Here is a 25440-nt window from a genome sequence, read left to right on the forward strand (position 1 = left end):
ATATGCAGATTGACCCCCTTTGTGTGGCTTAATTGTGCATTGTTTTGCAGTTTTTTACGTTTGTTGCGCAGTTTTCAAGCAGGGTGAGGGCGGAGTGCCCGCGCGGGAAAGCGCAGGGAAAGGGGGCAATGGATGGGGCTTTCAGTGCAGGCAGAGGGGGGCGGCAGAGGGCGAAAAAATGCCGTGGACGGGAAGGGGGCAGGAGCGCCGACGGGCTCCTGCGAGGGGGTCAGTCGTCCTCGTCGTCCTTGACTTCCCGGATCTTGTCCTTGTACTTGGGCAGCTGTTTCTCGAGCTGCTTCATGTCCTTGATGGCGTTGAGAAACAGGCCGAGCAGAAACAGCAGCGGCAAGCCTATCCATAACCACAAGCTCATCAGAATCTCCTTTCGTGGTGTGCCGGGGTGACATAGCGGGCCAGGATCTCGTCGAGATGAGCCAGGATGCACTCCTTGCCTTCAATATCCGCCCGTTCCAGACAAAGCGCCAGCGCCACCGGATCCAGGGCCAGCCCGTCGGATTCGGGCGCGAAGCTCAGGTGCCAGGGCTCGTAGGCCACCCCCTGATCCGGTTGCTCCCCTTTTGCATAGGGCAGGAAGAAGCCGAAGTCGTTCATGTGATCGTCCAGCCATTCGCGCAAATCGACAAACCAGCCGCCCGCCTCGTACTCCCAGGGTTCCAGCGCGAGCCGGGTGCCGGCGGGCAGGCAGTCCGGATCGTAGATGTCGAGATCCGTGCCCCAGTGATGGCGGCTGGTGCCGGGCAGGGCGCTCCAGTGCAGGATGGCGTGCAGTCGCTCGGTCTCGCCCAGTTGCAGGGCATCGAGGGGCTGGTTGTGCGCATCCAGCAGAGGGCGCTCCCCGCGCCACTTGCCGTTCCAGATGGCGAGCTGGCGCTCGAAGCCGCGCCAGCTGGAGGCCGCCTGCAGGTTGAAACCGGCATGGGCGGCAGCCACCTGCATGTCGTTGAAGGCCGCCGCGGTGGCGGCGGTCAGACGATGGGGGCCGCGCCCCACCAGGATGAGGTGGCTCTCATCCAGCCCAAGCAGTTGATCCTGATTCATGGTCTGGTCTCTCTTGTCCGGAGCGCCGCTCATGCCAGCAGTCGTGCCAGCACCCCTTGGTACATGTCCGCCAGCAGATCCAGATCGTCCGCCTTCACGCACTCGTTCACCTTGTGGATGGTGGCGTTGACCGGGCCGAGCTCGATGACTTCCGCCCCGGTGGGAGCGATGAAGCGCCCATCGGACGTGCCCCCCGTGGTGAGCAGGGCCGGCTGCTGGCCGTTCACTGCCGCCACGGCGGCGACAGTGGCGTCCAGCAGGGCGCCGGTGTCCGTCAGGAAGGGCTGGCCGGAGAGGGTCCACTTCAGCTCGAAGTCCAGGCCGTGACGGGTCAGCAGCGCCTCGACCCGCTCGCGGATAGCCGCATCGGTGAGCTCGGTGCTGAAGCGGAAGTTGAACTGGACCTGCAACTCCCCCGGGATGACGTTGGAGGCGCCGGTGCCGCCCTGGATGTTGGCGATCTGGAAGCTGGTGGGGGGGAAGTAGGCGTTGCCCTTGTCCCACTCGATGGCGGCGAGCTCCGCCAGCGCCGGGGCCGCCTTGTGGATGGGGTTGTCCGCCAGATGGGGGTAGGCGACGTGGCCCTGCACCCCGCGCACCAGCAGATCGCCGGTGATGGAGCCGCGACGGCCGTTCTTCACCACGTCCCCGACCTGGGCGGTGGAGGAGGGCTCGCCGACGATGCACCAGCGGATCTTCTCGTTGCGTGCCTCCAGGGTGTCGATGACGCGCACCGTGCCGTTGATGAAGGGCCCCTCTTCATCCGAGGTGATGAGAAACGCGATGGAGCCCTTGTGGTTCGGGTGCTCGGCCACGAAGCGCTCGGTCGCCACCACCATGGCGGCCAGAGACCCCTTCATGTCGGCGGCGCCCCGGCCATGGAGCATGCCGTCCTTGATGGTCGGCTCGAATGGCGGGGTGTCCCACTTCTCCAGGGGGCCGGCGGGTACCACGTCGGTGTGGCCGGCGAAGCAGAAGAGGGGACCCTCGCTGCCACGGCGTGCCCAGAGGTTGGTGGTGTCCTCAAAGACCATGGGTTCGATGACGAACCCTAGGCGCGCGAGGCGCTCCGCCATCAGGGTCTGGCACCCTTCATCCAGGGGGGTCACGGAGGGGCGGCTGATCAGATCCTTGGCCAGTGTGATGACGTCCGACATCGGTGTTCCTTAACAGAAAAAGTTAACGGGAGAAGAGGGATTGATAGAGGTCTGCCTTGAAGCCCAGGGTCAGGGTACCGTCCTGGTCCAGCAGCGGGCGCTTGATCATGGCCGGGTGGGCCAGCAGCAGGTCACGGGCCTTGGCGGTGTCGAGCCCCTGTTTTTCTGCTTCCGGCAGGGCGCGGAAGGTGGTGCCACGGGTGTTGAGCAGGGCTTCCCAGCCCAGCTTGGCGAGCCAGAGATCGAGCTGCTCCGGGCTCAGACCGTCGGCGCGGTGATCGTGAAAGCGGTAATCGATACCCGCCTCCTCCAGCCACTTGCGGGCCTTCTTGATGGTGTCGCAGTTCTTGATGCCATAGAGGGTGGTGGCCATGGGGGATCCTTTGTCTGCGGGCCGGCGGCCCTGAAATCGTGCAAGGGCCCGATTCTGGCATTGTGGCCCCCCCATGGCAACGCTCATGGCCGGATGGGCTGGTTTTACCAGTCAGGCCGAGTGGAGAAGGGAGGGGGCCGCGCGCCAGCACACGCTGGTCTGGGACGGGATGCGCTGCGGTATCAAAGGGGGAGACCGGGGGCAGGAGGCCCTTATGCTGCACGCCTGGCCGGATAGGACGACAGGGGGCAGGGCGCCTCACAGGGAAGCACACCTGGCCGGATGGGCCGCTGGGGCCGGGGAAGAAACGGTGGGGGCCAAAAACCAGAACGCGCCTGCTGGTATGGGCGCGTTCCGGATTCAGGGGGCGGCACTCAGTGCAGGGTGGTCCACTCGTGATCGAAGACCCGTGCCCGCTCCCAGGGGGCATCCGGCAGGCTGGAGGAGAGGCCGGCGTACTTGCCCACATCATCCATCACGATGGCGGAGAGAATGGGCAGGTGATTTTCGGTGCAATACATGCGGATGCGTTGCAGCAGGGTGCGCAGTTCATCCTGGCACTGCTCCAGCCCGGCCTGCCTGGCCAGTTTGGAGTAACGAATGGTGGTGCGTTCCTTTGCAGACTCGACGAGGATGTCCCACAGCTTGCAGTCGCAGGTCGGGGTGCCTGCGGTGGCTTGGTTTGTCATAACTCTCTCCGGTGCGAAATGGTCGCTCTGTGTCGACGGGCATCTTGGCCAGTTCACCCCGGCGGGATGTTGATCCAACGCAAACAAAGTGGCGGTTGTCGGTCAGGGATACCCTGGGGAGCATTCTAGATCCAGTTCCTTGATGTTAAATGTCGTTTTTAATTTTATTTTCGGAATAAAAATCTACAACCGTTTGCTTTTTCCATCTTTGTTGATGGTGATCAAGAGGAAAGGGGAGATCCCCCACTAAATTGCGCTTCTCGATAATCTTGTCAGGAGTGCACCTTGGAACTCGTCTTCGTCTTGCTCGTGCTGATCGCCGTGGTCTACGGCATCATCAAGGATTACAACCCGCAGGCGGTGTTGGCGCTGGCGGGCATGGCCCTCTTTGCGGTGGCCTACTGGCTGGGATTGCACCCATTCTGCCCGCTGACAAGAGCACCGGCTTCGCCCTGTTCGACCTGTTCGAGGTGTTCAAGGGGATCTTCTCCTACCGGGCGGCGGGCCTTGGCCTCACCATCATGGCGGTGGCGGGCTTTGCCACCTACATGTCCCATATCGGCGCCTCCCAGGCCCTGGTGCGGGTGGCGGTCAAACCGGTGGCGGGCATCCAGTCCAGCTACCTGATGCTGGCCATCTGCTACCTGGTGGCGGTCTTCGTCTCCCTGTTCGTCACCTCCGCCACCGGCCTTGGCCTGCTGTTGATGGTCACCATGTACCCTGTGATGCGCAACCTCGGCATCAGCCCGGCTTCCGCCTGCGGCGTCATCGCCACCTCCCAGGCGTTCGAAATCGGCCCGACCCAGACCAACGCCATCTTCTCCGCCGATCAGTCCGGAATGGATCCCACCAGCTACTTCGTCGATTACCAGATCTGGCTGGTGGCCCCCATGCTGCTGGTGACCATGGTGCTGCACTTCTTCTGGCAGCGGCACTGTGACCGTCAGGAGGGCTGGGATCCGGCCCTGCATCGCGGCGAGCACGCGGAGCTTGACGAAAAAGGGGCGGACGAGGTGGCCGCGCCAACCTGGTACGGCCTGCTGCCCATCATCCCCTTCGTACTGATGATGACCTTCTCCAAGCTCCTGGTGACCAGCATCAGCGTCAGCGTGGAGGTGGCCATGCTGCTGTCGGTCTTTATCGGCATGCTGTGCGAGCTGCTGCGCACCCGCTCGGTGCGCACCGCCTTCGCGGGGCTCTCCAGCTTCCTCGACGGCATGGGCAAGGTGTTCGGCCCCGTGGTGGCGCTCATCGTCTGTGCCGAGCTCTTCGCCGAATCCCTCAAGGCCATCGGCGCCATCGATACCCTGCTGCACTCTGCCAGCAATGCCGGCATCGGCAGCGGCCTGATGACTCTGGTGATGGTGGGGCTCATCATGGTGGCGGCGGTCATCATGGGCTCGGGCAACGCAGCCTTCCTCAGTTTCTCCTCCCTGGCCCCCGCGGTGGCAGCCAAGTTTGGCGTGCCAGCGGTGACCATGCTGCTGCCGATGCAGCTCGCCTCGAGCATCGGCCGCACCGTCTCCCCCATCGCGGCGGTGCTCATCGCCTGTGCGGGCATCGCCAAGGTCTCTCCCTTCGTGGTGGTCAAGCGCACCAGCGTGCCCATGGCGGGGGCCCTGGTGACGGCGCTGCTCCTCAACTATCTGCTGTTCATGTAAAGGCTCTGGTGTAGTAGAGGCGGCGGCCAGTTGATCCACGCTGGCCGACCGCCGTTGACGAGGCGGCGTCGAGTGCCCGCCCACTCTTATCGTTGCAAAAACAGTCTGTGTTTTACGCAGATTGTTCCATGGAGAAGACAATGAACGACCTCACGCGCCCGTTTTCCCTCGATACCTATCTGGCGGATCTCGCCCCGCTCATCAACCTCGACTGCGGCACCCGCACCCCGGCCGGGGTGGCCCGGGTCGCCGACATCATGACCGAGAAATATGAGGCCATCGGCTGGCAGGTGACCCGCCACCAGTTCGCCGCCGAGTGCGGCCCCTGCCTCGAGGCAACCAATGCCCCGGGGGCGGATCACTACGACGTCATGCTGGTGGGTCACATGGACACCGTCTTCCCCGAGGGGACGGCGGCCAAGCGACCGCTGAAAATCGAAGGCAATCAGGCCTTTGGCCCCGGCGTCTCGGACATGAAGAGCGGCCTGCTCTCTACCTGGTATGCCTTGAAAGAGCTGGACCCGGCCGTGCTGGCCAGGCTCAAGGTGCTGGTTTGCTGCAACTGCGACGAGGAGATTGGTTCCCCCTGGTCCAAAGAATGGCTGGTGAAAAAAGCCAAACAGAGCGGCTGCGTGCTGGTGGCCGAGGCGGCCCGCCCGAGCGGGGATCTCATCAGCGCCCGCAAGGGCAATGCCAAGTACCGCATCACCTTCCACGGCAAGGCCTCCCATGCCGGTTCGGCCCTGGCACAAGGGATCTCCGCCATCACGGAGCTGGCCCACTGGGTGCTCGCCATCAACCAGCAGGTCAACATGGAAACCGGTACCACCATGAACGTGGGGGTGGTGCAGGGGGGGACCGGCGTCAACGTGGTGCCCGACTTTGCCGAGGCGATCGTGGATCTGCGCTTCTGGCGCAACGAAGAGGCGCAGGCGGTGCACGACCGGCTCACCTTCATGGCCAACAACCCCTTCCTCGCCGGTTGCCGGGTCGAGGTGGCGCGCCAGAGCTTCAAGCCCGCGATGCGCCCGAGCGGCGACACCGAGGCCCTGATGGCACTGGTGGAGGCGGCAGGCAGGGAGGAGGGAGTCCCCTTCACCTGGCTGGAGGCCGGTGGCGGCTCCGATGCCAATTTCACCGCGGCGGCCGGGGTGCCGTCCCTCGATGGCTTCGGCCCCATGGGGGGTGGCTTTCACTCGGAGGCGGAGTTCCTGCTGCTGGACAGCATCGAGCCGCGCATCCGCCTGCTTAAGCGGGTGCTGGGCAAGCTGGCCAACTAGGTCAACGTTAAGGACAAGCAAAACGGGAGGCCATCGCCTCCCGTTTTTTATGTGTCGCCCTCGTGAGAGGTCATTCCTCGTCCTCCAGCAGATAGGCGAGGTGCTCCTGGCGCGCCACCTGCCAGTGGCCGAGTGTCAGCGGCGCCGCAAACCCGGGGCCGTCGGTCACCATGGTGTGGTACTCCCCCTGCTCGCCGCAGGCATCGAAGCCCCGGGTTGCTGCCAGTTGCTGCAATTCGGCCTGGGTGGTCGCATCGAGCTTGCGCCCCACCCACTCGGGGGCCAGCACCCGGGTATCGACGCAGGAGAGGTGGGCGACGATGCCGCGGGTCAGCATGTCCGCCAGCAACGCCTCGCGGGATTGTTGCCAGAGCGGGGTGTGAACGGTGAGCCCCAGGGGGCGACAGCGCTCGCGGATCCAGTTCGGCGCGCCCCCCACGCTGTCGATGTCGCCGGTGACGACCCCATCGAGTTGCCACTCCTCTTTCAATGCCGCCAGGGCCCGCTCATAACCGAGATCGAAGGGCGCTTCGATGGTGACCAGCCGATGGGGCAGTGCGAGGGCCGCCGCCTGACGGCGAACCTGTGACAGGGGATGGGCGAGAAAGCGGGGCGCTGGCGGGGCAAAGGTGATCAGGGCCACCACCTGATGGCCCGCTTCCCGGGCGTGGCAGAGGGCCTGCATGGCATCTTTGCCGCCGCTCCAGAGCAGGATGACGCGAGACATGGGGGATTTCCGCTGAATAAAAGAGGGCTCATGCTACCCAGAGTGGGGGGCGATGGCAAAGCGCGGGCCGGGGATGCGGGGATAAAAAAGCGGCTCCCACGGGGGAGCCGCTCGCACCGGATGCCTGTTACAGCAGGATGCTGGTCAGGATGAAGCCCAGGGTACAGGAGGTCACCACCCCGATGAGGCCCGGAATGATGAAGCTGTGGTTGATGATGAACTTGCCGATGCGGGTGGTGCCGGAGCGGTCGAAACCGATGCAGGCGAGATCGCTCGGGTAGGTCGGCAGCACGAAGTAGCCGTAGCTTGCCGGCAGGAAGGCGATGAGCAGTTTGGGTTCGACCCCCAGCGCCAGCCCCATGGGGGCGATGGCGGTGAGCGCCGCGGCCTGGCTGTTCACCAGCTTGGAGATGAGGAAGAGCACCAGGGCGTAGGTCCAGGGCTGGGCCTGTACCACGTGGGCCAGGGTCTCCTTGAGCAGCGGCATGTGGGCCTGGAAGAAGGTTTCACTCATCCAGGCGACCCCGAACACGGAGAAGATGGCGACCATGCCCGCCTTGAAGACGGCGCCGTTGGCGATCTCCCCCGGCTTGACCTTGCAGCGCATCAGGATGATGGCGCCGGCGATCAGCATCATCATCTGGATCACCAGGTTCATGGAGAGGGGGCCCGTCTTCTCCTTGATGGTGAAGACGGGGCGCAGCGCCTCATCGGCCCCCAGCAGCACCACGGCAGCGATGGCGGCGAAGAAGATCCAGGTGGACCAGTAGGCCTCTTTCGGGAACTTGGTGTTGAGCAGGGTTTCACCACCGCCGTAGATGAAGTCCCGCTGCGCAGGGTCCTTGATCTTGGCCTGGAACTCCTCGTCCTTGTCCAGATCCTTGCCGCGGCGCAGGCTCCACAGGGCCGCCATCATGACACCCATGAGAGAGGAGGGGATGGCGACCATCAGGATGTCGAGCAGACCGTAGGCCTGACCCACGCCGTGAGCCGCCGCCAGGATGGAGACCATGGAGACCACGGCCACCGAGACCGGCGAGGCGCAGATGGCCATCTGGGAGGCAACGGACGCCACTGCCATGGGGCGCTCCGGGCGGATGTTCTTCTGCAGCGCGATGTCGGCGATGATGGGGAACATGGTGTAGACCACGTGGCCGGTGCCGCACAGGAAGGTGAGGGTCCAGGTCGTGAGCGGCGCCAGCAGGGTGATGTACTGGGGGTGGCGGCGCAGCAGACGCTCGGCCACCTGCATCATCAGGTTGAGACCGCCGGCGGTCTGCAGGGTGGCGGCGCAGCCAATGACCGCCAGTATGGTCAGCATCACTTGCACCGGCGGCTCGCCCGGCACCAGGCCGAAGACGAAGGTCAGCAGGAACAGACCGATACCGCTGATAAGACCCAGCCCCATGCCCCCGAAGCGGGTACCCAGCAGCAAGCAGCCGAGTACCACCAAAAATTCCATCAAGATCATTCCATTACCTCGTGTGTTTTATCCATGTCCCCATCGGCCAGCTGCCCGGGATCCGCTGTCATTAATTACCCCTGAAGGGTTAATGGATATTTTGTCACCCCTAAAGGGGTAAAAAATTGCGTTGCTTCAACAACCGGCTTTTTTCCGATTTAAGTGCATAAAAACTACGGTTCAGCCCTTGAACAGGGGGCCGCGTCCTGGCACACACCAGATAAATGACGGGAAAGATGGGGGAGCGCACAGGGTTGGGCATGCAAAAGGCGGGAATAACGGGGGCAGGAAGAGCGAGGCGGACATAAAAAAAGCCGACCCCGGGGGTCGGCTTTTGCACGGTGCGAGTGGGCGGGTAGCCTTAGAACTCGGCGGTGCGGGGAGTACGGGGGAAGGGGATCACGTCGCGCACGTTGCCCATGCCGGTCACGTAGACCACCAGGCGTTCGAAGCCCAGACCGAAGCCGGAGTGGGGCACGGTGCCGTAGCGACGCAGATCGCGGTACCACCAGTAGTCTTCCTTGTTCAGACCCATCTCGGCCAGACGGGCATCCAGCACCTCGAGACGCTCTTCACGCTGGGAGCCGCCGATGATCTCGCCGATCCCCGGGGCCAGTACGTCCATGGCGGCAACGGTCTTGCCGTCGTCGTTGAGGCGCATGTAGAAGGCCTTGATGTCCTTCGGGTAGTTCTTCACCACCACCGGGGACTTGAAGTGCTCCTCGGCCAGGTAGCGCTCGTGCTCGGAGGAGAGATCGATGCCCCAGGAGACCGGGAACTCGAAGCTCTTGCCGCAGTTTTGCAGCACGTCGATGGCATCGGTGTAGTCAATCTGGGCGAAGTCGGAGGCGACGAAGCGCTCCAGACGGCCGATGGCGTCCTTGTCCACGTGCTGGGCGAAGAACTCCAGATCGTCGCGGCGCTCGGTCAGCACGGCGTTGAAGACGTACTTCAGCATGGCTTCGGCCAGGGCGGCGTTGTCTTCCAGATCGGCGAAGGCCACTTCCGGCTCCACCATCCAGAACTCAGCCAGGTGGCGGCTGGTGTTGGAGTTTTCGGCGCGGAAGGTCGGGCCGAAGGTGTAGACCTTGGACAGGGCGCAGGCGTAGGTTTCGACGTTCAGCTGGCCGGACACGGTCAGGAAGGTCTCCTTGCCGAAGAAGTCCTTGTCGTAGTCCACCTTGCCTTCGGGGGTGCGCGGCAGGTTTTCCATGTCCAGGGTGGAGACGCGGAACATCTCGCCGGCCCCTTCGGTGTCGGAGGCGGTGATGAGGGGCGCCGCGATCCAGAGGTAGCCCTGTTCGTGGAAGAAGCGGTGAATGGCCTGGGAGAGGCAGTTGCGCACCCGGGTCACGGCACCGACGATGTTGGTGCGGGCACGCAGGTGGCCCTGCTCGCGCAGGTACTCGATGCTGTGGCGCTTGGCAGACATGGGGTAGGTGTCCGGATCTTCGACCCAGCCCACCACCTTGACCTCGGTGGCCTGCAGTTCGAACGCCTGGCCGCTGCCCTGGGACTCGACCACGGTGCCGGTCACTTCGACGGAGCAAGCTGTGGTCAGACGTTGCACTTCATTCTCGTAATTGGCCAGGGTATTGGGGGCGACGGCCTGCACCGGATGGAAGCAGGAGCCATCGGAAACGGCCAAAAATGAGATCCCCGCCTTGGAATCGCGGCGGGTCCGGATCCACCCTTTCACAGTCAGGGTGGTGCCGACCGAATACTTACCGGCCAGCACATCAACTACGGATGCGTGCGTCATCGAAATATTGTCTCCAGCTTGTTCTTGCAGCGCTATTTGCAACACTAGGGGTCTGGCCCGGGCGCAGTTGGCCCACCATGGCAGACTAAGCCGTTCATCTTACCCGCGCAGGTTTGATAAACAAGCAAAAATGTCGGACCCTTGCGGGGATTTCCCCATGCATCGTGCATGGATCATGGCGGCTGGACGGGGGTGAGGGTGAAGGAGCGCAGGCGGGGGCCGGATGGCTGGATACGGGTGTTGCAGGGGCTGGTGATCCTCTGCTGGGGCGGCTTTGTCGCCCTGCTCTCCCTCTATCACTTCGCCCGGCCAGAGGTGGCTTACGGCTTTCTGGTCTATGGGGGCGTCAAGGTGCGCCAGAGCTGGGACCCCCTGCTCACCCCCTGGCTGGAGCGTGGGCTCTGGGGTTGCTGCCTGCTGACCCTGGTGGTGCTGGTGCTGGCCCGTGGCCGCAGCCGCCGGCAGGAAGATGCCCGCCACGTCAATCTCTTCATCCTGCTGCTGATCCTGGTGGCCTGCCTGCTGCTTTACTACCGGGGCTGAGGGCGGTCGCCGTCATCCAGCCCCTGAGAGGCGGGGCGCTTGCCTATCTGGCGCTCCACGCTGTCGAGCATCTGGTTGTAGGCGAGCGCCACCCGGCCAATCTCGTCCCCTTCATCCCCCTCCAGCCTGTGGCCGAAGTCGTTGCGATCGGTGGCCTCTTCCATGGAACGGGTCAGCTGGTTGAGGGGGCGGACTATCCAGGTGCGGATGACCCAGAGGGTGAGCAGGAGTCCCAGCCCGAAGATGAGGGTGAGACTCAGGGCCGAGGTGAGGATGTTCTGCTCCACCCGGGTAAACAGGGTGTCGAGGGAGTAGTCAAAACGCACCGCCCCCAGCACGGTGTTTTCCGGCACCTGGTGGCAGCTGGTGCAGTCGGTACCGCGAAAATCCTTTCTGGCCAGCAGCGGGCGGGTCACCACCAGCCGGCTGTGCATGCCGTCATGCTCTACCTCCAGGCTCCCCTTGCCCGCCAGCGCCAGGGCATCAAACCTGTCATTCGGGGCCTCGTCGTCACGGCCCGGCCCGTACTGCTTGTTGACCGCCGCCCCGCGCACGATGCGGGCATCTTCCACGTGGGCGTGATGGAGAAACTTGGCGCGCAGGGTGTCGCGGGCGTCCATCTTGCCGGTCAGCATCAGCATGTTGAGCCCGTCGAAGTAGGCCTCGGTCTGCTCGCGGCTCTGTTCCTTGATGAGGGTCAGGATGAGGTCACGCTCGCGCACCGCCTGATAGGCCGCAGAAAACACCAACACCATGGAGAAGATGAAGAGCAGGAAGAAGTTGATCTTGGCAGCAATGGAGAGGCGCATGGGACTGGTACATCTGTTGGGTAAAACCCGCGCAGTCTACTCTCCTCGCCGGACGGGTTTTGGTGTCTTGCTCACATTCTGATGAAAAAGCGCCAAAAGGCCCTGCGTTCTCATGCAGGGCCCGTTCATCCGGACTCAATATTCGCCGCTGGTGATGGCCTCGTGGATGGCGCCGGTCAATACCCGCAGCTCTTCAGGGGTGATGACGAAGGGGGGCATCAGGTAGATGAGCTTGCCAAAGGGACGGATCCAGGCGCCCAGCTCCACGAACTTGCGCTGGATGCGCGCCACGTCCACCCGCTCCTTCATCTCCACCACCCCGATGGCGCCGAGCACCCGCACATCCGCCACCGCCGGGTGTAGGGTCAGTTCCACCAGTTCGGTTTTGAGTTGGTGTTCGATGGCTTGCACCCGCGCCTGCCAAGGGGAGGCGAGCAGCAACTCGATGGAGGCATTGGCTACCGCGCAGGCAAGCGGGTTGCCCATGAAGGTGGGGCCGTGCATGAAGACGCCCGCCTTGCCGTCACAGATGGTGTGGGCGACATGCTCGGTGGTCAGGGTCGCAGAGAGGGTGAGGTAGCCGCCGGTAAGCGCCTTGCCCAGGCACATGATGTCGGGGCTGATCCCCGCCCAGTCGCAGGCAAAGAGCTGGCCTGTGCGGCCAAAGCCGGTGGCGATTTCATCTGCTATGAGCAGCACGCCGAACTCGTCGCACAGGGCGCGCACCCACTGCAGGTAGCGGGGGTGATAGAAGCGCATGCCGCCCGCCCCCTGGACGATGGGTTCGAGCACGATGGCGGCAATTTCCTCGTGATGATCCGCCACCAGGGTGGCCAGCTCCACCACGCTCTGCTCGTCCCACTGGGCGTGGAAGCGGCAGCTTGGCGCTTCGACGAAATGGTGTTCGGGCAGGAAGCCCTGGTAGAGCTCGTGCATGCCGCCATCCGGGTCGCACACGCTCATGGCGCCGAAGGTGTCGCCGTGATAGCCGCCTCGAAGGGCAACGAATTTGGCGCGGGGCGTCCCTTTGGCATGCCAGTACTGCTGGGCCATCTTGAGGGCCACCTCCACCGCCACCGAGCCGGAATCCGCCAGAAAGACCCGATCCAGCCCCTTCGGGGTGATTTCCACCAGTTTGCGGCAGAGCTCGACCGCCGGGGCATGGGTCAGGCCGCCAAACATCACGTGGGACATCTTGCCGAGCTGGGCGGTGGCGGCCGCGTCCAGTTCCGGCACCTGATAGCCGTGAACGCAGGCCCACCAGGAGCTCATGCCATCCACCAGCTCGCGCCCGTCCGTCAGGGTGAGGGTCACCCCTTTGGCGCTGGCCACTTCATAGCAGGGCAGGGGATGGGTGAGGGAGGTATAGGGGTGCCAGACGTGGTGCAGGTCGAATTCTTGATTGGTCATTTTGCGTTCTGTTGTCAATTGATTTGATCTGGTCGGTGTTGACAGTCTACGCGTGCTCTCTACACTAGCCAACAATTTCAGCCACTTGGCTTCGCGCACGCCCTGGCGTCGCGCTGTCCAGCTGGCGGGTCTTGCGGCGAACGCTCTCTTGAGCGCGGCGCAGGATCCCACCAATAACAACCGGAAGCCATGTATGAATGCTCTTACCGCGGGTGCCCACGCCCTTCGTCACGACTGGACCCTGTCCGAGATTCAGGATCTCTTTGCCCTGCCATTCAACGATCTGCTGTTCCAGGCCCAGACGGTGCACCGCGCCCATTTCGACCCGAACGAGGTGCAGGTGAGCACCCTGCTCTCCATCAAGACCGGGGCCTGCCCGGAAGATTGCAAATATTGTCCCCAGAGCGCTCGCTACCACACCGGGCTCGAGACCGAGCGGCTGATGGAGGTGGAAAAAGTGCTGGAGCGGGCCCGGGAGGCCAAGGCCAACGGCTCGTCCCGCTTCTGCATGGGGGCAGCCTGGCGCAACCCGAAAGAGAAGGACATGCCCTACATCCTGCGCATGATTGAAGAGGTGCGCGGGCTCGGCATGGAGACCTGCATGACGCTCGGGATGCTGACCGCCGATCAGGCGGTGCGTCTCGGGGCTGCTGGGCTCGATTACTACAACCACAACCTCGACACCTCGCCGGAGTTTTACGGCGACATCATCACCACCCGCACCTATCAGGACAGGCTCGACACCCTGGAGCATGTGCGCGGCGCCGGCATGAAGGTCTGCTCCGGCGGCATCGTCGGCATGGGGGAGCAGGCGAAAGACCGTGCGGGCCTCCTGATGGCGCTCGCCAATCTGCCGCGCCACCCGGAGAGCGTGCCCATCAACATGCTGGTCAAGGTGAAGGGGACGCCCCTGGAGAACCAGGAGAACCTGGACCCGTTCGAATTTGTCCGCACCATCGCCGTGGCGCGCATCATGATGCCGGCCTCCCACGTGCGCCTCTCCGCCGGGCGGGAGAAGATGAACGAGCAGATGCAGGCCATGTGCTTTATGGCGGGGGCCAACTCCATCTTCTACGGCTGCAAGCTGCTGACCACCCCCAATCCGGACGAAAACAGCGACATGCAGCTCTTCAAGCGCCTCGGCATCCGCCCCGCCCAGCGGGCCCAGAAGCCGGATCAGGTTCAAGAGGAGGAGCTGCTGGCCGAGGTGAACCGCCAGAGCGAGCCGAGCGAACTCTTCTACGATGCCACCCGTTCCCGCGCAGATGTCCTCCGTCCATGATGACGCCCGTTGTTACCGGCCCCTTTGCCCTGGGGGAGGCGCTGGCCGAGCGTGAACAGGCCACCCTGCTGCGCCGACGCACCCCGGTGGATGTGGCGAGCGGCGGGCGGATCCGGGTCGGGGGGCGCGATTACCTCAATGTCTCTGGCAACGACTACCTGGGCCTTGCGGGTCACCCCGCCATCAAGGCCGCCTTCACGGCGGGGGTGGCGCAATATGGCGCAGGGGCAGGCGCCTCGCCCCTGGTGACCGGTTACAGTCGCGCTCACCAGCAGCTGGAAGAGACGCTTGCCGACTGGCTCGGCGTGGAGGCGGTGCTGCTGTTCAACTGTGGCTTCTCCGCCAATCAGGCGGTGCTCAAGGCCCTGCTCGGCAAGGATCACCTGCTGTGGCAGGACAAGCTCAACCACGCCTCCCTGCAGGAGATGGGGAGCCAGCTCCCCTGCAAGATGAAGCGCTTTTGCCACAACGACATGGCGGCCCTTGAGCGGCTGCTTGAGCCAAACCGGGGCCTGATCGTCTCGGAAGGGGTCTTCAGCATGGACGGGGATCAGGCCCCCTGGGCTGAGCTGGCCACACTCGCATCCCGAAGCGGCAACTGGCTGATGATTGACGATGCCCACGGCCTCGGCGTGCTGGGTGCCGAGGGGCGCGGCACCCTGGCGGCCCAGGGGGTTGCTCCTGCCAGCGTGCACATCCAGATGGGGACCTTCGGCAAGGCGCTCGGGGTGGCCGGCGCCTTTGTGGGTGGCAGTCGCGAGCTGGTGGAGTACCTGGTCAATTTTGCTCGCCACTATGTCTACAGCACCCATATGCCCCCCGCCCAGGCGTGCGCCGTGCGCCAGAGCATCGAGCTGGTACGCGTAGCCGATGAGGCCCGTGCTCACCTGGCTCGCCTTGTCGCCCGGTTCCGGCAGGGGGCGCAGGCGCTCGGCTGGCGGCTTGGGGCAAGCGATACCCCCATCCAGCCGCTGCTGGTGGGGGAGAGCGTCGCTGCCCTGCAACTGGCCGAGCGGCTGCGGGAGTGCGGTGTCTGGGCCGGCGCCATCCGCCCGCCCACGGTGCCGCTCGGCACGGCGCGCCTTCGCATCACCCTGTGCGCCGCCCATGGCGAAGATGACGTGGATCGCCTGCTCGAGGCCCTGGGACCCCGCCCATCCACCGACGAGAGAGGGGGCGCCCATGGTGCATGAGCGTTTCCAGTCGGTGGACAAGGCACAGCTCGCCCGCCGCTTCGGGGCGGCGGCCCGCCACTATGACGCCCACGCCCGCTTCCAGCAGGAGGTGGGGCAGTCGCTGCTGGCGCGCATGGACGAGGGGGGCGTGAAAGAGGTGCGCTCAGGGGCCGGGCTGGATCTGGGTTGCGGTACCGGTTTCTTCCTGCCTGCCCTGGCGCCGCGCTGCGAGACGCTGACCGGGCTGGATCTCGCTCCCGGCATGCTGGCCCAGGCGGCCCTTCGCGGCAGCGGAGCCCGCCTGGTGTGCGGCGACGCGGAGGGGCTGCCCTTTGCCGACCAGAGCCTGGACTGGGTTTTCTCCAGCCTGGCCCTGCAGTGGTGCGAGCGGCCGGCCCAGGCCTTTGCCGAGCTCAACCGGGTGCTCAAACCCGGTGGACAGGTCTTCTTCTCGACCCTGCTTTCGGGGTCACTGTGGCAACTGCGGGAGGCCTGGCGGGCCGTGGATGGTCGTGACCATGTCAATCGCTTCCTGACGTTGCACCAGTTGCAGCAGGCGGCCCGTGACGGGGGCTTCGAGGCCCCGGCACTCTGCCCGCTGACCTGGTCCCTCGCCTACCCGGCGCTCAGCGGACTGCTGCGCGACCTCAAGGGGATAGGTGCGAGCCAGGTCAACGACGAGCGGTCTGCGGGCCTGGGTCATCGCCAGCGCCTGGTGCGACTGGGGGAGGCCTACGAGCGCCACCGTCAACCGGACGGCCTGCTGTCCGCCAGCTACGAGGTCTGCCTCGGGCGCCTGGTGCGGCGCTGACACAAAAAGACCCGGCGCACCCACCCCTTCAGCGGCAGGACGCGCGCCTGCCTTTCACCATGGATATCGGGGTGCCTCTGCGCCCCTGCACTGCATCGAGGAATCATCATGGGGACATCCTATTTCATCACGGGCACGGACACCGACGTGGGCAAGACCCTGGTGGCTCGCACCCTGTTGCTGGCGCTTGCCGCCAGAGGCATTCGCTGCGCCGGGTACAAACCGGTGTCGGCGGGCTGCACCCGCACCCCGGAGGGGCTTCGCAATCTGGATGCCTTGCTGTTGCAGCAGGCGGCCACGGTTGCGCTGCCCTACGAGCAGGTCAATCCCTATGCCTTCGAGCCGCCCATCGCCCCCCATATCGCCGCCCGTGAGCGGGGGGCGAGCATTCCCTTCGAGGGTCTCTCCGCCGGCTTGCGGGAGATTGAGGGAGCTGGGGCCGATCTCGTCATTGTCGAAGGGGCGGGGGGCTGGTTCCTGCCGCTGGATCATCAGCGTCAGCTCTCGGAGTGGGTCGCCCAGGAGCGGCTGCCGGTGATCCTGGTGGTGGGGGCCAGGCTGGGCTGCCTCAACCATGCCCTGCTCACCGTCAGCGCCATTCGCCAGCAGGGGTTGACCCTGGCGGGCTGGGTCATCAACCGGGTGGATCCACACATGAGCCGCTACGAGGAGAACCTGGACACCTTGAAAGCCATGTTGCCGGCCCCATTTCTGGGGGAGCTCCCCTTCGTGGACGCGGTGAATGAGGTGGATTTGCACCACTGTCTCGATGTGTCGCCCTTGCTCTGAGGCCAGACATTCAGCAAACATTCATCGAGTCTGTCTATTATCTGGGGCAAGTGTGGCATCGGTCGCCCTTGGGGCGCCCCGAACCATGCATCCATATCTCACAAGGAGTCAATATGAAGCGAATTATGCTATTCCTGGTGACCAACCTGGCCGTCATGCTGGTGCTGGGGGTGGTACTCAATATCCTGTTCTCGGTTCTGGGGATCAACAAGTCCAGCATTTCCGGTCTGTTGGTGTTCTGCGCCGTGTTCGGTTTTGGGGGTTCCTTTATCTCCTTGCTGATGTCCAAGTGGATGGCCAAGCGCAGCTATGGCGTCCAGGTCATCGAGCAGCCCCGCAACGAGACCGAGCACTGGCTGGTGAGCACTGTTGCCCGTCAGGCCCGTGAGGCTGGCATCAAGATGCCGGAAGTGGGGATCTACGACTCCCCCGAGATGAACGCCTTTGCCACCGGCGCCCGCCGTGACGACTCCCTCGTCGCCGTCTCCTCCGGTCTGCTCTACAGCATGAGCCGCGACGAGGCGGAAGCCGTGCTGGCCCACGAGGTGAGCCACGTGGCCAACGGCGACATGGTGACCCTGACCCTGATCCAGGGGGTGGTGAACACCTTCGTGATGTTCTTCGCCCGCATCGTGGCCGGCGTCATCAGCAACTTCTTCAGCTCCAACAACGAGGAAGAGAGCAGCAGCACCGGCGGTTTCGCCTACATGATCACCGTGTTCGTGCTGGAGATGGTGTTCGGCGTGCTCGCCTCCATCATCGTCATGTGGTTCAGCCGTCAGCGCGAGTTCCGTGCCGACGCCGGTGCCGCCAAGCTGGCCGGCCGCGACAAGATGATTGCCGCGCTCCAGCGTCTCGCCCGCGGTGCCGAGCCGCAGATGGAGGGTTCCATGATGGCGTTCGGCATCAACGGCAAGCGCTCCATGAGCGAGCTGTTCATGAGCCACCCGCCCATCGAGCAGCGCATCGCCGCCCTGCGTGGCTGATAGCCAGTCATCTAAAGAAAACGGCTGCCCTCGGGCAGCCGTTTTGCATTCCGGGGACGGGGTTTTGCCCCCCGATCACCCTATTTGATCACCAGATCCGTCAGGGGCACGGCGCAGCAGGCGAGGATCTTGCCCTCGGCACGCTCGGCGGCGCTGATGGCGGGGGCATCGGGGTGATCCACCTCGCCCGAGACCAGGGTCTGCTTGCAACTGCCGCAGATGCCGGCACGGCAGCTCCAGGGCAGCTCTACCCCCTGCTTGTTGGCCTGATCCAGCACGGTGCCCTGGTTGTTGCCCGCAAACTCCCGCTCGCCGATACGCAGTTGCACCGCCTGATGGGGACGGGCCACCGAGAGCAGGGCCCCGCCAAAGCTCTCCTGGCGGATGCGCCCGGCCGGTACGCCGAGGGCGGTCAGCCGGTTGGCTGCATCGGCCATAAAGCCGTGAGGGCCGCAGATAAACACCTCCCGTTCGGTGAGCTGCTTGACCTGTGCGAGGTGCTCATCGCCGAGTCGTCCCTTGAGCCCCTGCCAGTGTTTGTCAGGCTGGCTCAGGATCAGGGTGAGGGTCATTCCCTGCTGCGCCATGGTGTGCAACTCGCTGGCGGCAGGAATGTCTGCCTCGCTGCGACACAGGTGCATGAAGTGGACGTCACCGAGCTCCCCCCGTAGTGCCAGAGTGCGGGCAATGGAAAGCATGGGGGTGACACCGGATCCCGCCGAGAGCAGCAGCAGCCTGCGCTCGGACCCTAAGTGAAACTCGCCGGCCGGGGGGGCGGCCAGCAGGTGATCGCCCACGCGCAGCTCATGGTGCAGCCAGGGGGAGAGGCGGCCATCGGCCAGCTTCTTGACGCTGATGCTGTAACGCTCGGGCCGCTCCGGCGTGGAGCTCAGGGTGTAGCGGCGTTGAACCCGTGTGTTTTTGATATCGAGGCTGATGGGCAGGTGCTGGCCAGGCAGGTAGTCGGGCAGGGGCTCGCCGTCGGCGGCCTCGAACCAGAAGGTTTCCAGATCCCGGGCCAGGGGTTCCCGGGCGACGCACACCAGCTCCCGCTTTTTCGGGGCCGCGTTGGGGTAGACCGGCGCCCGGGCCCGCTCCAGCACCTCGATCTCGCTGCCCGCCTCAATCCAGCCCTCGTTCAGGGCCACCAGATTCTGGCCGAAATAGACCTCACCATCTTCGCCACGGCGGTAGCGGGTGAGGGTAGCCAGCGGCTCTTTAAGGGCATTGAAGCGCTCCGTGCCTGCCTCCACCGTGGTCATGATGCAGCGACTGCACGGCTTGTCCACCCGAAACTCCACCTCGCCGATGCGGATCCGCTTCCAGCCATCTTCTTCGAAGGGGCGGGTGCCGCTCGCCACCAGGTTGGTACGAAACTGGCTCATCTGGTGCAAGGCATCGGATCTCAGGTTGAGATCCTCAAGGGAAGCCTGGCTGATGAGCAGCAAGGGGTAGCCGTCCGCAAAGCTCACCCGGGTGCCGGTCTTCTCCCGAAAACGATCGGATGCCTCCCCGAGCCAGAGCAGGCGCACCGGCTCCCTCGCCACCCGGCTCAGCCACTCATCGGCGTCGGGCCCGGTGTGCAGGGCGGTAAAGCGATCCCCCCAGACTCCGGTGTGCTGAGGGGCGCGACTGAACGCCGCCTCCATGAGGGCAAGGGGGGGCAGACCCGGATAGCGCAGTTGCAGCCCCCCCTCGACGGGGGTGGCCACCACCTGCTGCAACTGGGGATGGGTGCGGGCGGTGATAAAGGTGCCATCCGGTTTGACCACCATGTAGCGGCGATCCCCGGCAAGTCCCTCCTGGGTCACCCGGGCGCGCTCCAGCGGCATGCCTGCCGTCGATTTGATGGGGTAGAGATGTATGCTGGCGAGGGTCGGCATGTCCTGGTCCTTGTGCTGTGGGGATTCCTGTGAAGAGGGGAAGATAACGATTCCTGCCCCGGGCGGCAATCTTCTCCTGCTGCCCATGTCGAGGGCGGCGAGGGGGCTCGGGCGACAGGCCCGAATGGCTGCGGGGTGTGACGGGGATCCGGTTGTGAAGGGGGCGACCCATAAAGCGCAACATTTATTGATCCTGATCCACCATGTCGTACAAAAAAAGGCCCATCATCGGGCCAGCTTCCAGTTTCTGACGCTTTCGCTTCTTCCCTCTCCGGCCACCGTCTGCCCAGGCAAAACGGTATCAAGCGCATTCGGATGGGGCCTGTCACACAAAAAGAAGAAAGCAATGTATGAGCAAACAACTGGATATGACCCCGCAGCCGGATCTCTCCCAGAAAACGGGAACAGGCCCGGTCCGCACCTGGCTGCCCGTCTGGCGGCCGGCCCTGCCACCTTGCAACCATGCCTGCCCGGCTGGCGAGAACATCCAGGCCTGGCTCGCACTGGCCGAAGCGGGCCGCTTCGAGGCGGCCTGGCAACGCCTCATCGAAGAAAATCCCCTGCCTGCGGTCCACGGGCGGGTCTGTTATCACCCCTGCGAAACGGCCTGCAACCGCGCCCAGGTGGATGATGGCGTCTCCATCCACGCCATCGAGCGTTTCCTCGGCGACGAGGCGCTGGCCCGCGGCTGGCTGCCAGCGCCACCTGCCCCTGCCAGCGGCAAGAAGGTGCTGGTGATCGGTGCCGGTCCCTCCGGCCTCTCCTGCGCCTGGCACCTCAACCGGCTCGGCCATCAGGTGGAGATCCGCGAAGCGGGGCCGCTGGCCGGCGGCATGCTGCGTTTCGGCATCCCCGCCTACCGCCTGCCTCGCGATGTGCTGGATCGGGAGGTGGCCCGCATCGTGGCGGCCGGGGTGACCCTGACTCTCAACCACAAGGTGGAGAATGTGCTGTGCGAGCGCGACGAGGGGGGCTTTGACGCCGTCTTCATGGCCATCGGCGCCCATCTGGCCAAGCGGGTCGACATTCCGGCCCGGGAGGCAGGCAAGATCCTCGATGCGGTGAGTTTCCTCGAGCAGGCCAGTCTTGCCGAAGAACAGGGGTTGCCGCCCCCCAAACTGGGACGGCGGGTGGCCATCTACGGCGGCGGCAACACTGCCATGGATGCGGCCCGTACCGCTCGTCGCCTCGGGGTCGAGGAGGCGATGATCATCTACCGCCGCGACCGGGACCATATGCCGGCTCACGCCTTTGAAGCCGATGAGGCCGAGGAGGAGGGGATCAAGATCAACTGGTTGCGCACCATCCGCCAGCTCGATAGCACCAATATCGAAGTGGAGGTGATGGCGCTGGATGCCGAGGGCAAGCCGGTGCCCACCGGCAAGTTTGAAACCCTCGAAGCGGACTCCCTCATTCTGGCGCTGGGTCAGGAGGTCGACCTCTCGGTGCTGGAGAGCATCCCCGGCGTGCGGGTCAACAAGGAGGGAGTAGTACAGGTTGGCGAGAACCTGATGACGGATGTGCCGGGCCTCTTTGCTGGCGGCGACATGGTGCCCTCCGAGCGCACCGTCACCATCGCCACCGGCCACGGCAAGAAGGCGGCGCGCCACATGGATGCCTGGCTGCGCGGTCGCCTCTACCACAAGCCGCTTTCCTATTCATTGGTGGGGCCGGAGCAGTTGCAGCTCTGGTTCCAGACCCATGCGCCGGCCAGCAGCCAGCCGGTCAAACCGCCCTCGGCGCGGGACGACTTTGGCGAGATCATCGGCGGGCTGGACGAGACGGCAGCCCGCTACGAGGCGGCGCGCTGCTACTCCTGCGGCAACTGCTTCGAGTGTGACGGCTGCTACGGCAGTTGCCCCGAGCAGGCCATCGCCAAGTTGGGGCCGGGTCTGGGGTATCGGGTGGATGCCGAGCGCTGCACCGGCTGCGGTGCCTGCCACGACCAGTGCCCCTGCCACTCCATCGAGCTTCGCCAACCGGAGGAGTCCCAATGAAACATGAACTGATCATGGTTGACGGCAACGAAGCCGCAGCCCGGGTGGCGTACCAGCTGAGCGAAGTGTGTGCCATCTACCCCATCACCCCGAGCTCGACCATGGCCGAACTGGCCGACGCCTGGGCGGCACAGGGGCAGACCAACCTGTGGGGCAACATCCCCACGGTGGTGGAGATGCAGAGTGAAGGGGGGGCGGCCGGCACGGTACACGGCGCCCTGCAGGCGGGGGCGCTCGCCACCACCTTCACTGCCAGTCAGGGGCTGATGCTGATGCTGCCCAACATGTACAAGATCGCCGGCGAATTGACCTCGGCGGTGTTCCATGTGGCGGCCCGATCCTTGGCGGCGCAGGGGCTGTCGATTTTTGGCGACCATCAGGACGTGATGGCGGCGCGCAGCACCGGCTTTGCCATGCTCGCCTCCGGCTCGGTGCAGGAGGCGCAGGACCTGGCCTTGGTCGCCCACAGCGTCACCCTGCAGTGCCGGGTGCCCTTTATCCACTTCTTCGACGGGTTCCGAACCTCCCACGAGGTGAACAAGATCACCGCCCTGCACAAAGATGAGATCCGGGCGCTGATCGACAACGACTGGGTGCGGGCCCACCGTGCGCGGGCCCTCAACCCGGATCATCCGGTGATGCGCGGCACCGCCCAGAACCCGGATACCTATTTCCAGTCCCGCGAAAGCGTCAACCCCTTCTACGAAGCGGTGCCGGCGCGGGTGCAGCAGTGCATGGAGAGCCTCGGCGAGTTGACCGGCCGTCACTACCGGCTGGTGGAGTACCACGGCGCGCCCGATGCCACCGACGTCATCGTGCTGATGGGCTCGGGGGCGGCCACCGCCCGCACGACGGTGGATTGGCTCAACCAGCAGGATCGCAAGACCGGGGTGCTGGTCATTCGCCTCTATCGCCCCTTCCCGGTGCAGGCGCTGCTCGACGCGCTACCGCAGAGCGTGCGGCGCATGGCGGTGCTGGATCGTACCAAGGAGCCGGGGGCAGGCGGCGAGCCGCTGCTGCTGGATGTGCAGAGCGCCCTCATCGACGGCTTGCAGCGCGGCCTTATCAAGCGGCTGCCCTGGCTCAGTGGCGGTCGCTATGGCCTCTCTTCCAAAGAGTTCACCCCCGCCATGTGCGCGGCGGTGTTCGAGGAGCTGGCCTCCGATGCGCCGCGCCCGCGCTTTACCGTGGGGATAGTGGACGACGTTTCCGGCCTCAGTCTGGCCTGGCACCCCATCGGTGATCTGGAACCTGCCAGCCGGGTGCGGGCGCTTTTCTTCGGCCTCGGTGCCGATGGCACGGTGGGCGCCAACAAGAACAGCATCAAGATCATCGGCGAGCTGGAGGGCTTCCACGCCCAGGGCTACTTCGTCTACGACTCCAAGAAGTCGGGCTCGCGCACCGTCTCCCACCTGCGCTTTGGCCCCGAGCCCATCGACGCCCCCTGGCTTATCGAGCAGGCGAGCTTTATCGGCTGCCACCAGTGGGGCTTTGCCCTGTCGGTAGACCTGCTGGAGCACGCCGCCGAAGGGGCGACCCTGCTGCTCAATGCTCCCTATGAGCCTGAGCGGGTCTGGGCCGAGCTGCCCGAGCGGCTGCGTGCCCGCATCCGCGCCCTCGATATCCGCCTCTACTGCATCGATGGGGATCGGGTGGCCGAGCGTAACGGCATGGGCAATCGCATCAACACCATCATGCAGACCTGCTTCTTCGCCCTGGCCGGCATCTTGCCGCGGGATGAGGCGATTGCGCTGATCAAGGAGAGCATCGAGAAGAGCTATGCCCGCAAGGGGCCCGAAGTGGTCGAGCGCAACTTCGCGGCGGTGGATGACACCTTGGCCCACCTCCATCAGGTGGTCATCCCGGCCGGTGAGGAGCAGATCAGCGACTATCCGCTGCCATTGGCGCCGGGTGGCAGCGAGTTTGTCCAGCGGGTCACTGGCGAGATGCTGGCGGGGCGCGGCGATCTGATCCCCGTCTCCATGCTGCCGGTGGATGGCACTTACCCCACCGCCACCAGCCGCTTCGAGAAGCGGGATATCGCCCGCGAGATCCCGATTTGGAATTCGGATATCTGCATCCAGTGCGGCAACTGCGTCTTTGTCTGCCCCCATGCGGCGCTGCGGGCCAAGTTCTACCATCAGGACTGGCTGGCGACCGCCCCCGAGGTAGCGCAGTCGGTACCCGTCACCGCCAAGGGCTTCCCCGACAGCCGCTACACCTTGCAGCTCTATCCGGAGGATTGCACCGGCTGCGGCCAGTGCGTGCAGGCCTGTCCGGTGCGGGCCGGGGCTGATGAGGAACACGAGGGCGAGCGGGCCATCGCCATGATGGACAAGGCGCCCCATCTTGCTGGCCAGAAACAGGCGCTGCGATGGTTCGAGAGCCTGCCCTGGCCTGCCCGCGAGCGGGTGGACTTCTCTACGGTGCGCGGCACCCAGTTCCTCGAACCCCTGTTCGAGTTCTCCGGCGCCTGCGCCGGTTGTGGCGAGACCCCTTACCTCAAGCTGCTGACCCAGCTGTTTGGTGACCGCATGTTGGTGGCCAACGCCACCGGCTGCTCCTCCATCTACGGCGGCAACCTGCCGACCACCCCGTGGGCCAAGAACGGTGAAGGGAAGGGGCCGGCTTGGTCCAACTCCCTGTTTGAGGACAACGCCGAGTTTGGTTTTGGTTTTCGTCTCACCGCCGATCAGCATCACGGTCAGGCGGTGGCGGCCCTCGAAGCGATGAAGGGGGAGCTGGGCGCAGAGCTGGTCGATACCCTGATTAGCGCCCCGCAGCGGCTAGAGTCGGAGATCCGCGCCCAGCGCACCCGGGTGGCACAAGTGCGCGAGCGGCTGGAAGAGGTGAAATCCGGCAAGGCTCGCGAGCTGCTCTCCTTGATTGATCAGCTGGTGCGCCGCTCCGTCTGGATTATCGGCGGCGATGGCTGGGCCTATGACATCGGCTCGGCGGGGCTCGACCATGTGCTCGCCTCCGGGCGCGACGTGAACGTGCTGGTGATGGATACCGAGGTCTACTCCAACACCGGCGGTCAGATGTCGAAATCGACCCCGCTCGGCGCTGTCGCCAAGTTCGCGGCGGGGGGCAAGACCCTGGCCAAGAAGGATGTGGCGCTGCAGGCCATCTCCTACGGCAACGTCTATGTTGCCCGCATCGCCTTTGGTGCCAACCCGCAGCAGGCGCTACAGGCCTTGCGGGAAGCGGAAGCCTATCCGGGCCCGTCCCTTATCATCGCCTACAGCCACTGCATCGCCCACGGCATCGACATGGAGCAGGGATTGGCCCAACAGAAGCGTGCGGTCGATTCGGGCCACTGGCCGCTGATGCGCTACAACCCGGTACTGCGCAGCGCCGGGCAGAACCCCTTCAGCCTCGACAGCCTGCGCCCCTCCATCCCCCTCGCCGAATACCGGCAGGAGGAGACCCGTTATCGGGTGCTGGCCCAGAGCCATCCACAGGAGGCCGAGCGGCTGATGCAGGTGGCGCAAAAAGTGGCGTGGCAGAAGTGGGCCACCTACGAGGAGATGGCCACCCGCGAAGCCAGCCAGTTCCATCCGCCGGTGTGATCATGGGGTG

20 protein-coding genes and 1 pseudogene are annotated in these 25440 nt (G+C 64.9%); 10 read left to right on the plus strand and 11 right to left on the minus strand.

All coding sequences use genetic code 11. From position 1 onward, the window contains the following. Window positions 1–229 precede the first annotated feature (229 nt). The 5 genes from AB5Y50_RS11515 to AB5Y50_RS11535 all read right to left on the minus strand — a co-directional run bounded on the left by AB5Y50_RS11515 (window position 230) and on the right by AB5Y50_RS11535 (window position 3281). Entirely contained in the window at window positions 230–376 is a 147-nt protein-coding gene (locus AB5Y50_RS11515) for a hypothetical protein (protein ID WP_010674048.1), read from the minus strand. Further along, window positions 376–1062 (minus strand): M15 family metallopeptidase, encoded by a 687-nt coding sequence (locus AB5Y50_RS11520; RefSeq protein ID WP_368162882.1) that lies wholly within the window; start codon window positions 1060–1062, stop codon window positions 376–378. Before AB5Y50_RS11520 ends, AB5Y50_RS11515 begins: the two co-directional genes overlap by 1 nt. A 29-nt stretch (window positions 1063–1091) precedes the next feature. Next, entirely contained in the window at window positions 1092–2219 is a 1128-nt protein-coding gene (dapE, locus tag AB5Y50_RS11525) for a succinyl-diaminopimelate desuccinylase (RefSeq protein WP_368162884.1), read from the minus strand. Between the two features lie 22 nt (window positions 2220–2241). Then, complete coding sequence (locus AB5Y50_RS11530; RefSeq protein WP_039039874.1) at window positions 2242–2592, minus strand: ArsC family reductase; 351 nt, start codon at window positions 2590–2592, stop codon at window positions 2242–2244. A gap of 374 nt (window positions 2593–2966) precedes the next feature. Beyond that, the gene (locus AB5Y50_RS11535; protein WP_010674057.1) at window positions 2967–3281 is read right to left on the minus strand and encodes a hypothetical protein; all 315 of its coding nucleotides are present in this window, start codon (window positions 3279–3281) and stop codon (window positions 2967–2969) included. A gap of 285 nt (window positions 3282–3566) precedes the next feature. On the opposite strand from AB5Y50_RS11535, the pseudogene dcuC reads away from it, so the two are divergent. Both dcuC and AB5Y50_RS11545 read left to right on the plus strand, forming a co-directional pair. Next, a pseudogene (gene dcuC / locus AB5Y50_RS11540) lies at window positions 3567–4942 on the plus strand (C4-dicarboxylate transporter DcuC). Between the two features lie 140 nt (window positions 4943–5082). Next, a complete protein-coding gene (locus AB5Y50_RS11545; protein ID WP_182954489.1) occupies window positions 5083–6222 on the plus strand; it encodes a M20 family metallopeptidase in 1140 nt (379 codons plus the stop codon). A gap of 70 nt (window positions 6223–6292) precedes the next feature. On the opposite strand, the gene AB5Y50_RS11550 is transcribed toward AB5Y50_RS11545, so the two are convergent. The 3 genes from AB5Y50_RS11550 to asnS form a co-directional block, all read right to left on the minus strand. Beyond that, on the minus strand, window positions 6293–6949 hold the full coding sequence (locus tag AB5Y50_RS11550; RefSeq protein ID WP_128274515.1) for an adenine nucleotide alpha hydrolase: 657 nt from the start codon (window positions 6947–6949) through the stop codon (window positions 6293–6295). 127 nt (window positions 6950–7076) lie between these two features. Continuing rightward, window positions 7077–8420 carry an anaerobic C4-dicarboxylate transporter gene (locus AB5Y50_RS11555; RefSeq protein ID WP_041215561.1) on the minus strand — a complete coding sequence of 448 codons (1344 nt, stop codon included), beginning with the start codon at window positions 8418–8420 and terminating at the stop codon, window positions 7077–7079. Between the two features lie 352 nt (window positions 8421–8772). Continuing rightward, window positions 8773–10173 (minus strand): asparagine--tRNA ligase, encoded by a 1401-nt coding sequence (gene asnS, locus AB5Y50_RS11560; protein ID WP_039039869.1) that lies wholly within the window; start codon window positions 10171–10173, stop codon window positions 8773–8775. Window positions 10174–10371: 198 nt separating this feature from the next. On the opposite strand from asnS, the gene AB5Y50_RS11565 reads away from it, so the two are divergent. After that, window positions 10372–10716 carry a hypothetical protein gene (locus AB5Y50_RS11565; protein WP_042016383.1) on the plus strand — a complete coding sequence of 115 codons (345 nt, stop codon included), beginning with the start codon at window positions 10372–10374 and terminating at the stop codon, window positions 10714–10716. Here AB5Y50_RS11565 and AB5Y50_RS11570 read toward each other — a convergent pair. Further along, complete coding sequence (locus AB5Y50_RS11570; RefSeq protein ID WP_368162887.1) at window positions 10704–11525, minus strand: HAMP domain-containing protein; 822 nt, start codon at window positions 11523–11525, stop codon at window positions 10704–10706. The two genes, AB5Y50_RS11565 and AB5Y50_RS11570, sit on opposite strands and share 13 nt — an antisense overlap. 135 nt (window positions 11526–11660) lie before the next feature. Then, window positions 11661–12935, minus strand: coding sequence for an adenosylmethionine--8-amino-7-oxononanoate transaminase (bioA, locus tag AB5Y50_RS11575; protein WP_201984675.1), 1275 nt, complete (start codon window positions 12933–12935; stop codon window positions 11661–11663). A 193-nt stretch (window positions 12936–13128) separates the two neighbouring features. Here bioA and bioB point away from each other — a divergent pair, with 193 nt between their 5' ends. The 5 genes from bioB (at window position 13129) to htpX (ending at window position 17978) form a co-directional block, all read left to right on the plus strand. Then, window positions 13129–14217 carry a biotin synthase BioB gene (bioB, locus tag AB5Y50_RS11580; protein WP_180911542.1) on the plus strand — a complete coding sequence of 363 codons (1089 nt, stop codon included), beginning with the start codon at window positions 13129–13131 and terminating at the stop codon, window positions 14215–14217. Further along, window positions 14214–15410 (plus strand): 8-amino-7-oxononanoate synthase, encoded by a 1197-nt coding sequence (gene bioF, locus AB5Y50_RS11585; protein WP_201925016.1) that lies wholly within the window; start codon window positions 14214–14216, stop codon window positions 15408–15410. Before bioB ends, bioF begins: the two co-directional genes overlap by 4 nt. Beyond that, the gene (gene bioC / locus AB5Y50_RS11590) at window positions 15400–16203 is read left to right on the plus strand and encodes a malonyl-ACP O-methyltransferase BioC (protein WP_201935434.1); all 804 of its coding nucleotides are present in this window, start codon (window positions 15400–15402) and stop codon (window positions 16201–16203) included. Before bioF ends, bioC begins: the two co-directional genes overlap by 11 nt. A 108-nt stretch (window positions 16204–16311) precedes the next feature. After that, entirely contained in the window at window positions 16312–16992 is a 681-nt protein-coding gene (gene bioD / locus AB5Y50_RS11595) for a dethiobiotin synthase (protein WP_201935431.1), read from the plus strand. Between the two features lie 113 nt (window positions 16993–17105). Continuing rightward, window positions 17106–17978 carry a protease HtpX gene (htpX, locus tag AB5Y50_RS11600; protein WP_010674070.1) on the plus strand — a complete coding sequence of 291 codons (873 nt, stop codon included), beginning with the start codon at window positions 17106–17108 and terminating at the stop codon, window positions 17976–17978. An 80-nt stretch (window positions 17979–18058) separates the two neighbouring features. Here htpX and AB5Y50_RS11605 read toward each other — a convergent pair whose 3' ends face one another. Next, complete coding sequence (locus AB5Y50_RS11605; RefSeq protein WP_201935429.1) at window positions 18059–19861, minus strand: hybrid-cluster NAD(P)-dependent oxidoreductase; 1803 nt, start codon at window positions 19859–19861, stop codon at window positions 18059–18061. 350 nt (window positions 19862–20211) lie between these two features. Between AB5Y50_RS11605 and AB5Y50_RS11610 the strand changes: the two genes are divergently transcribed. Then, on the plus strand, window positions 20212–21858 hold the full coding sequence (locus tag AB5Y50_RS11610; protein ID WP_201984672.1) for an NAD(P)-binding protein: 1647 nt from the start codon (window positions 20212–20214) through the stop codon (window positions 21856–21858). Beyond that, window positions 21855–25430, plus strand: coding sequence for a pyruvate:ferredoxin (flavodoxin) oxidoreductase (gene nifJ, locus AB5Y50_RS11615; RefSeq protein WP_368162889.1), 3576 nt, complete (start codon window positions 21855–21857; stop codon window positions 25428–25430). The genes AB5Y50_RS11610 and nifJ overlap by 4 nt, the downstream gene beginning before the upstream one ends. Window positions 25431–25440: the final 10 nt, after the last annotated feature.

The organism is Aeromonas sp. s6, assembly GCF_040907815.1.
GTDB classification, from domain to species: Bacteria; Pseudomonadota; Gammaproteobacteria; order Enterobacterales; family Aeromonadaceae; genus Aeromonas; species Aeromonas caviae.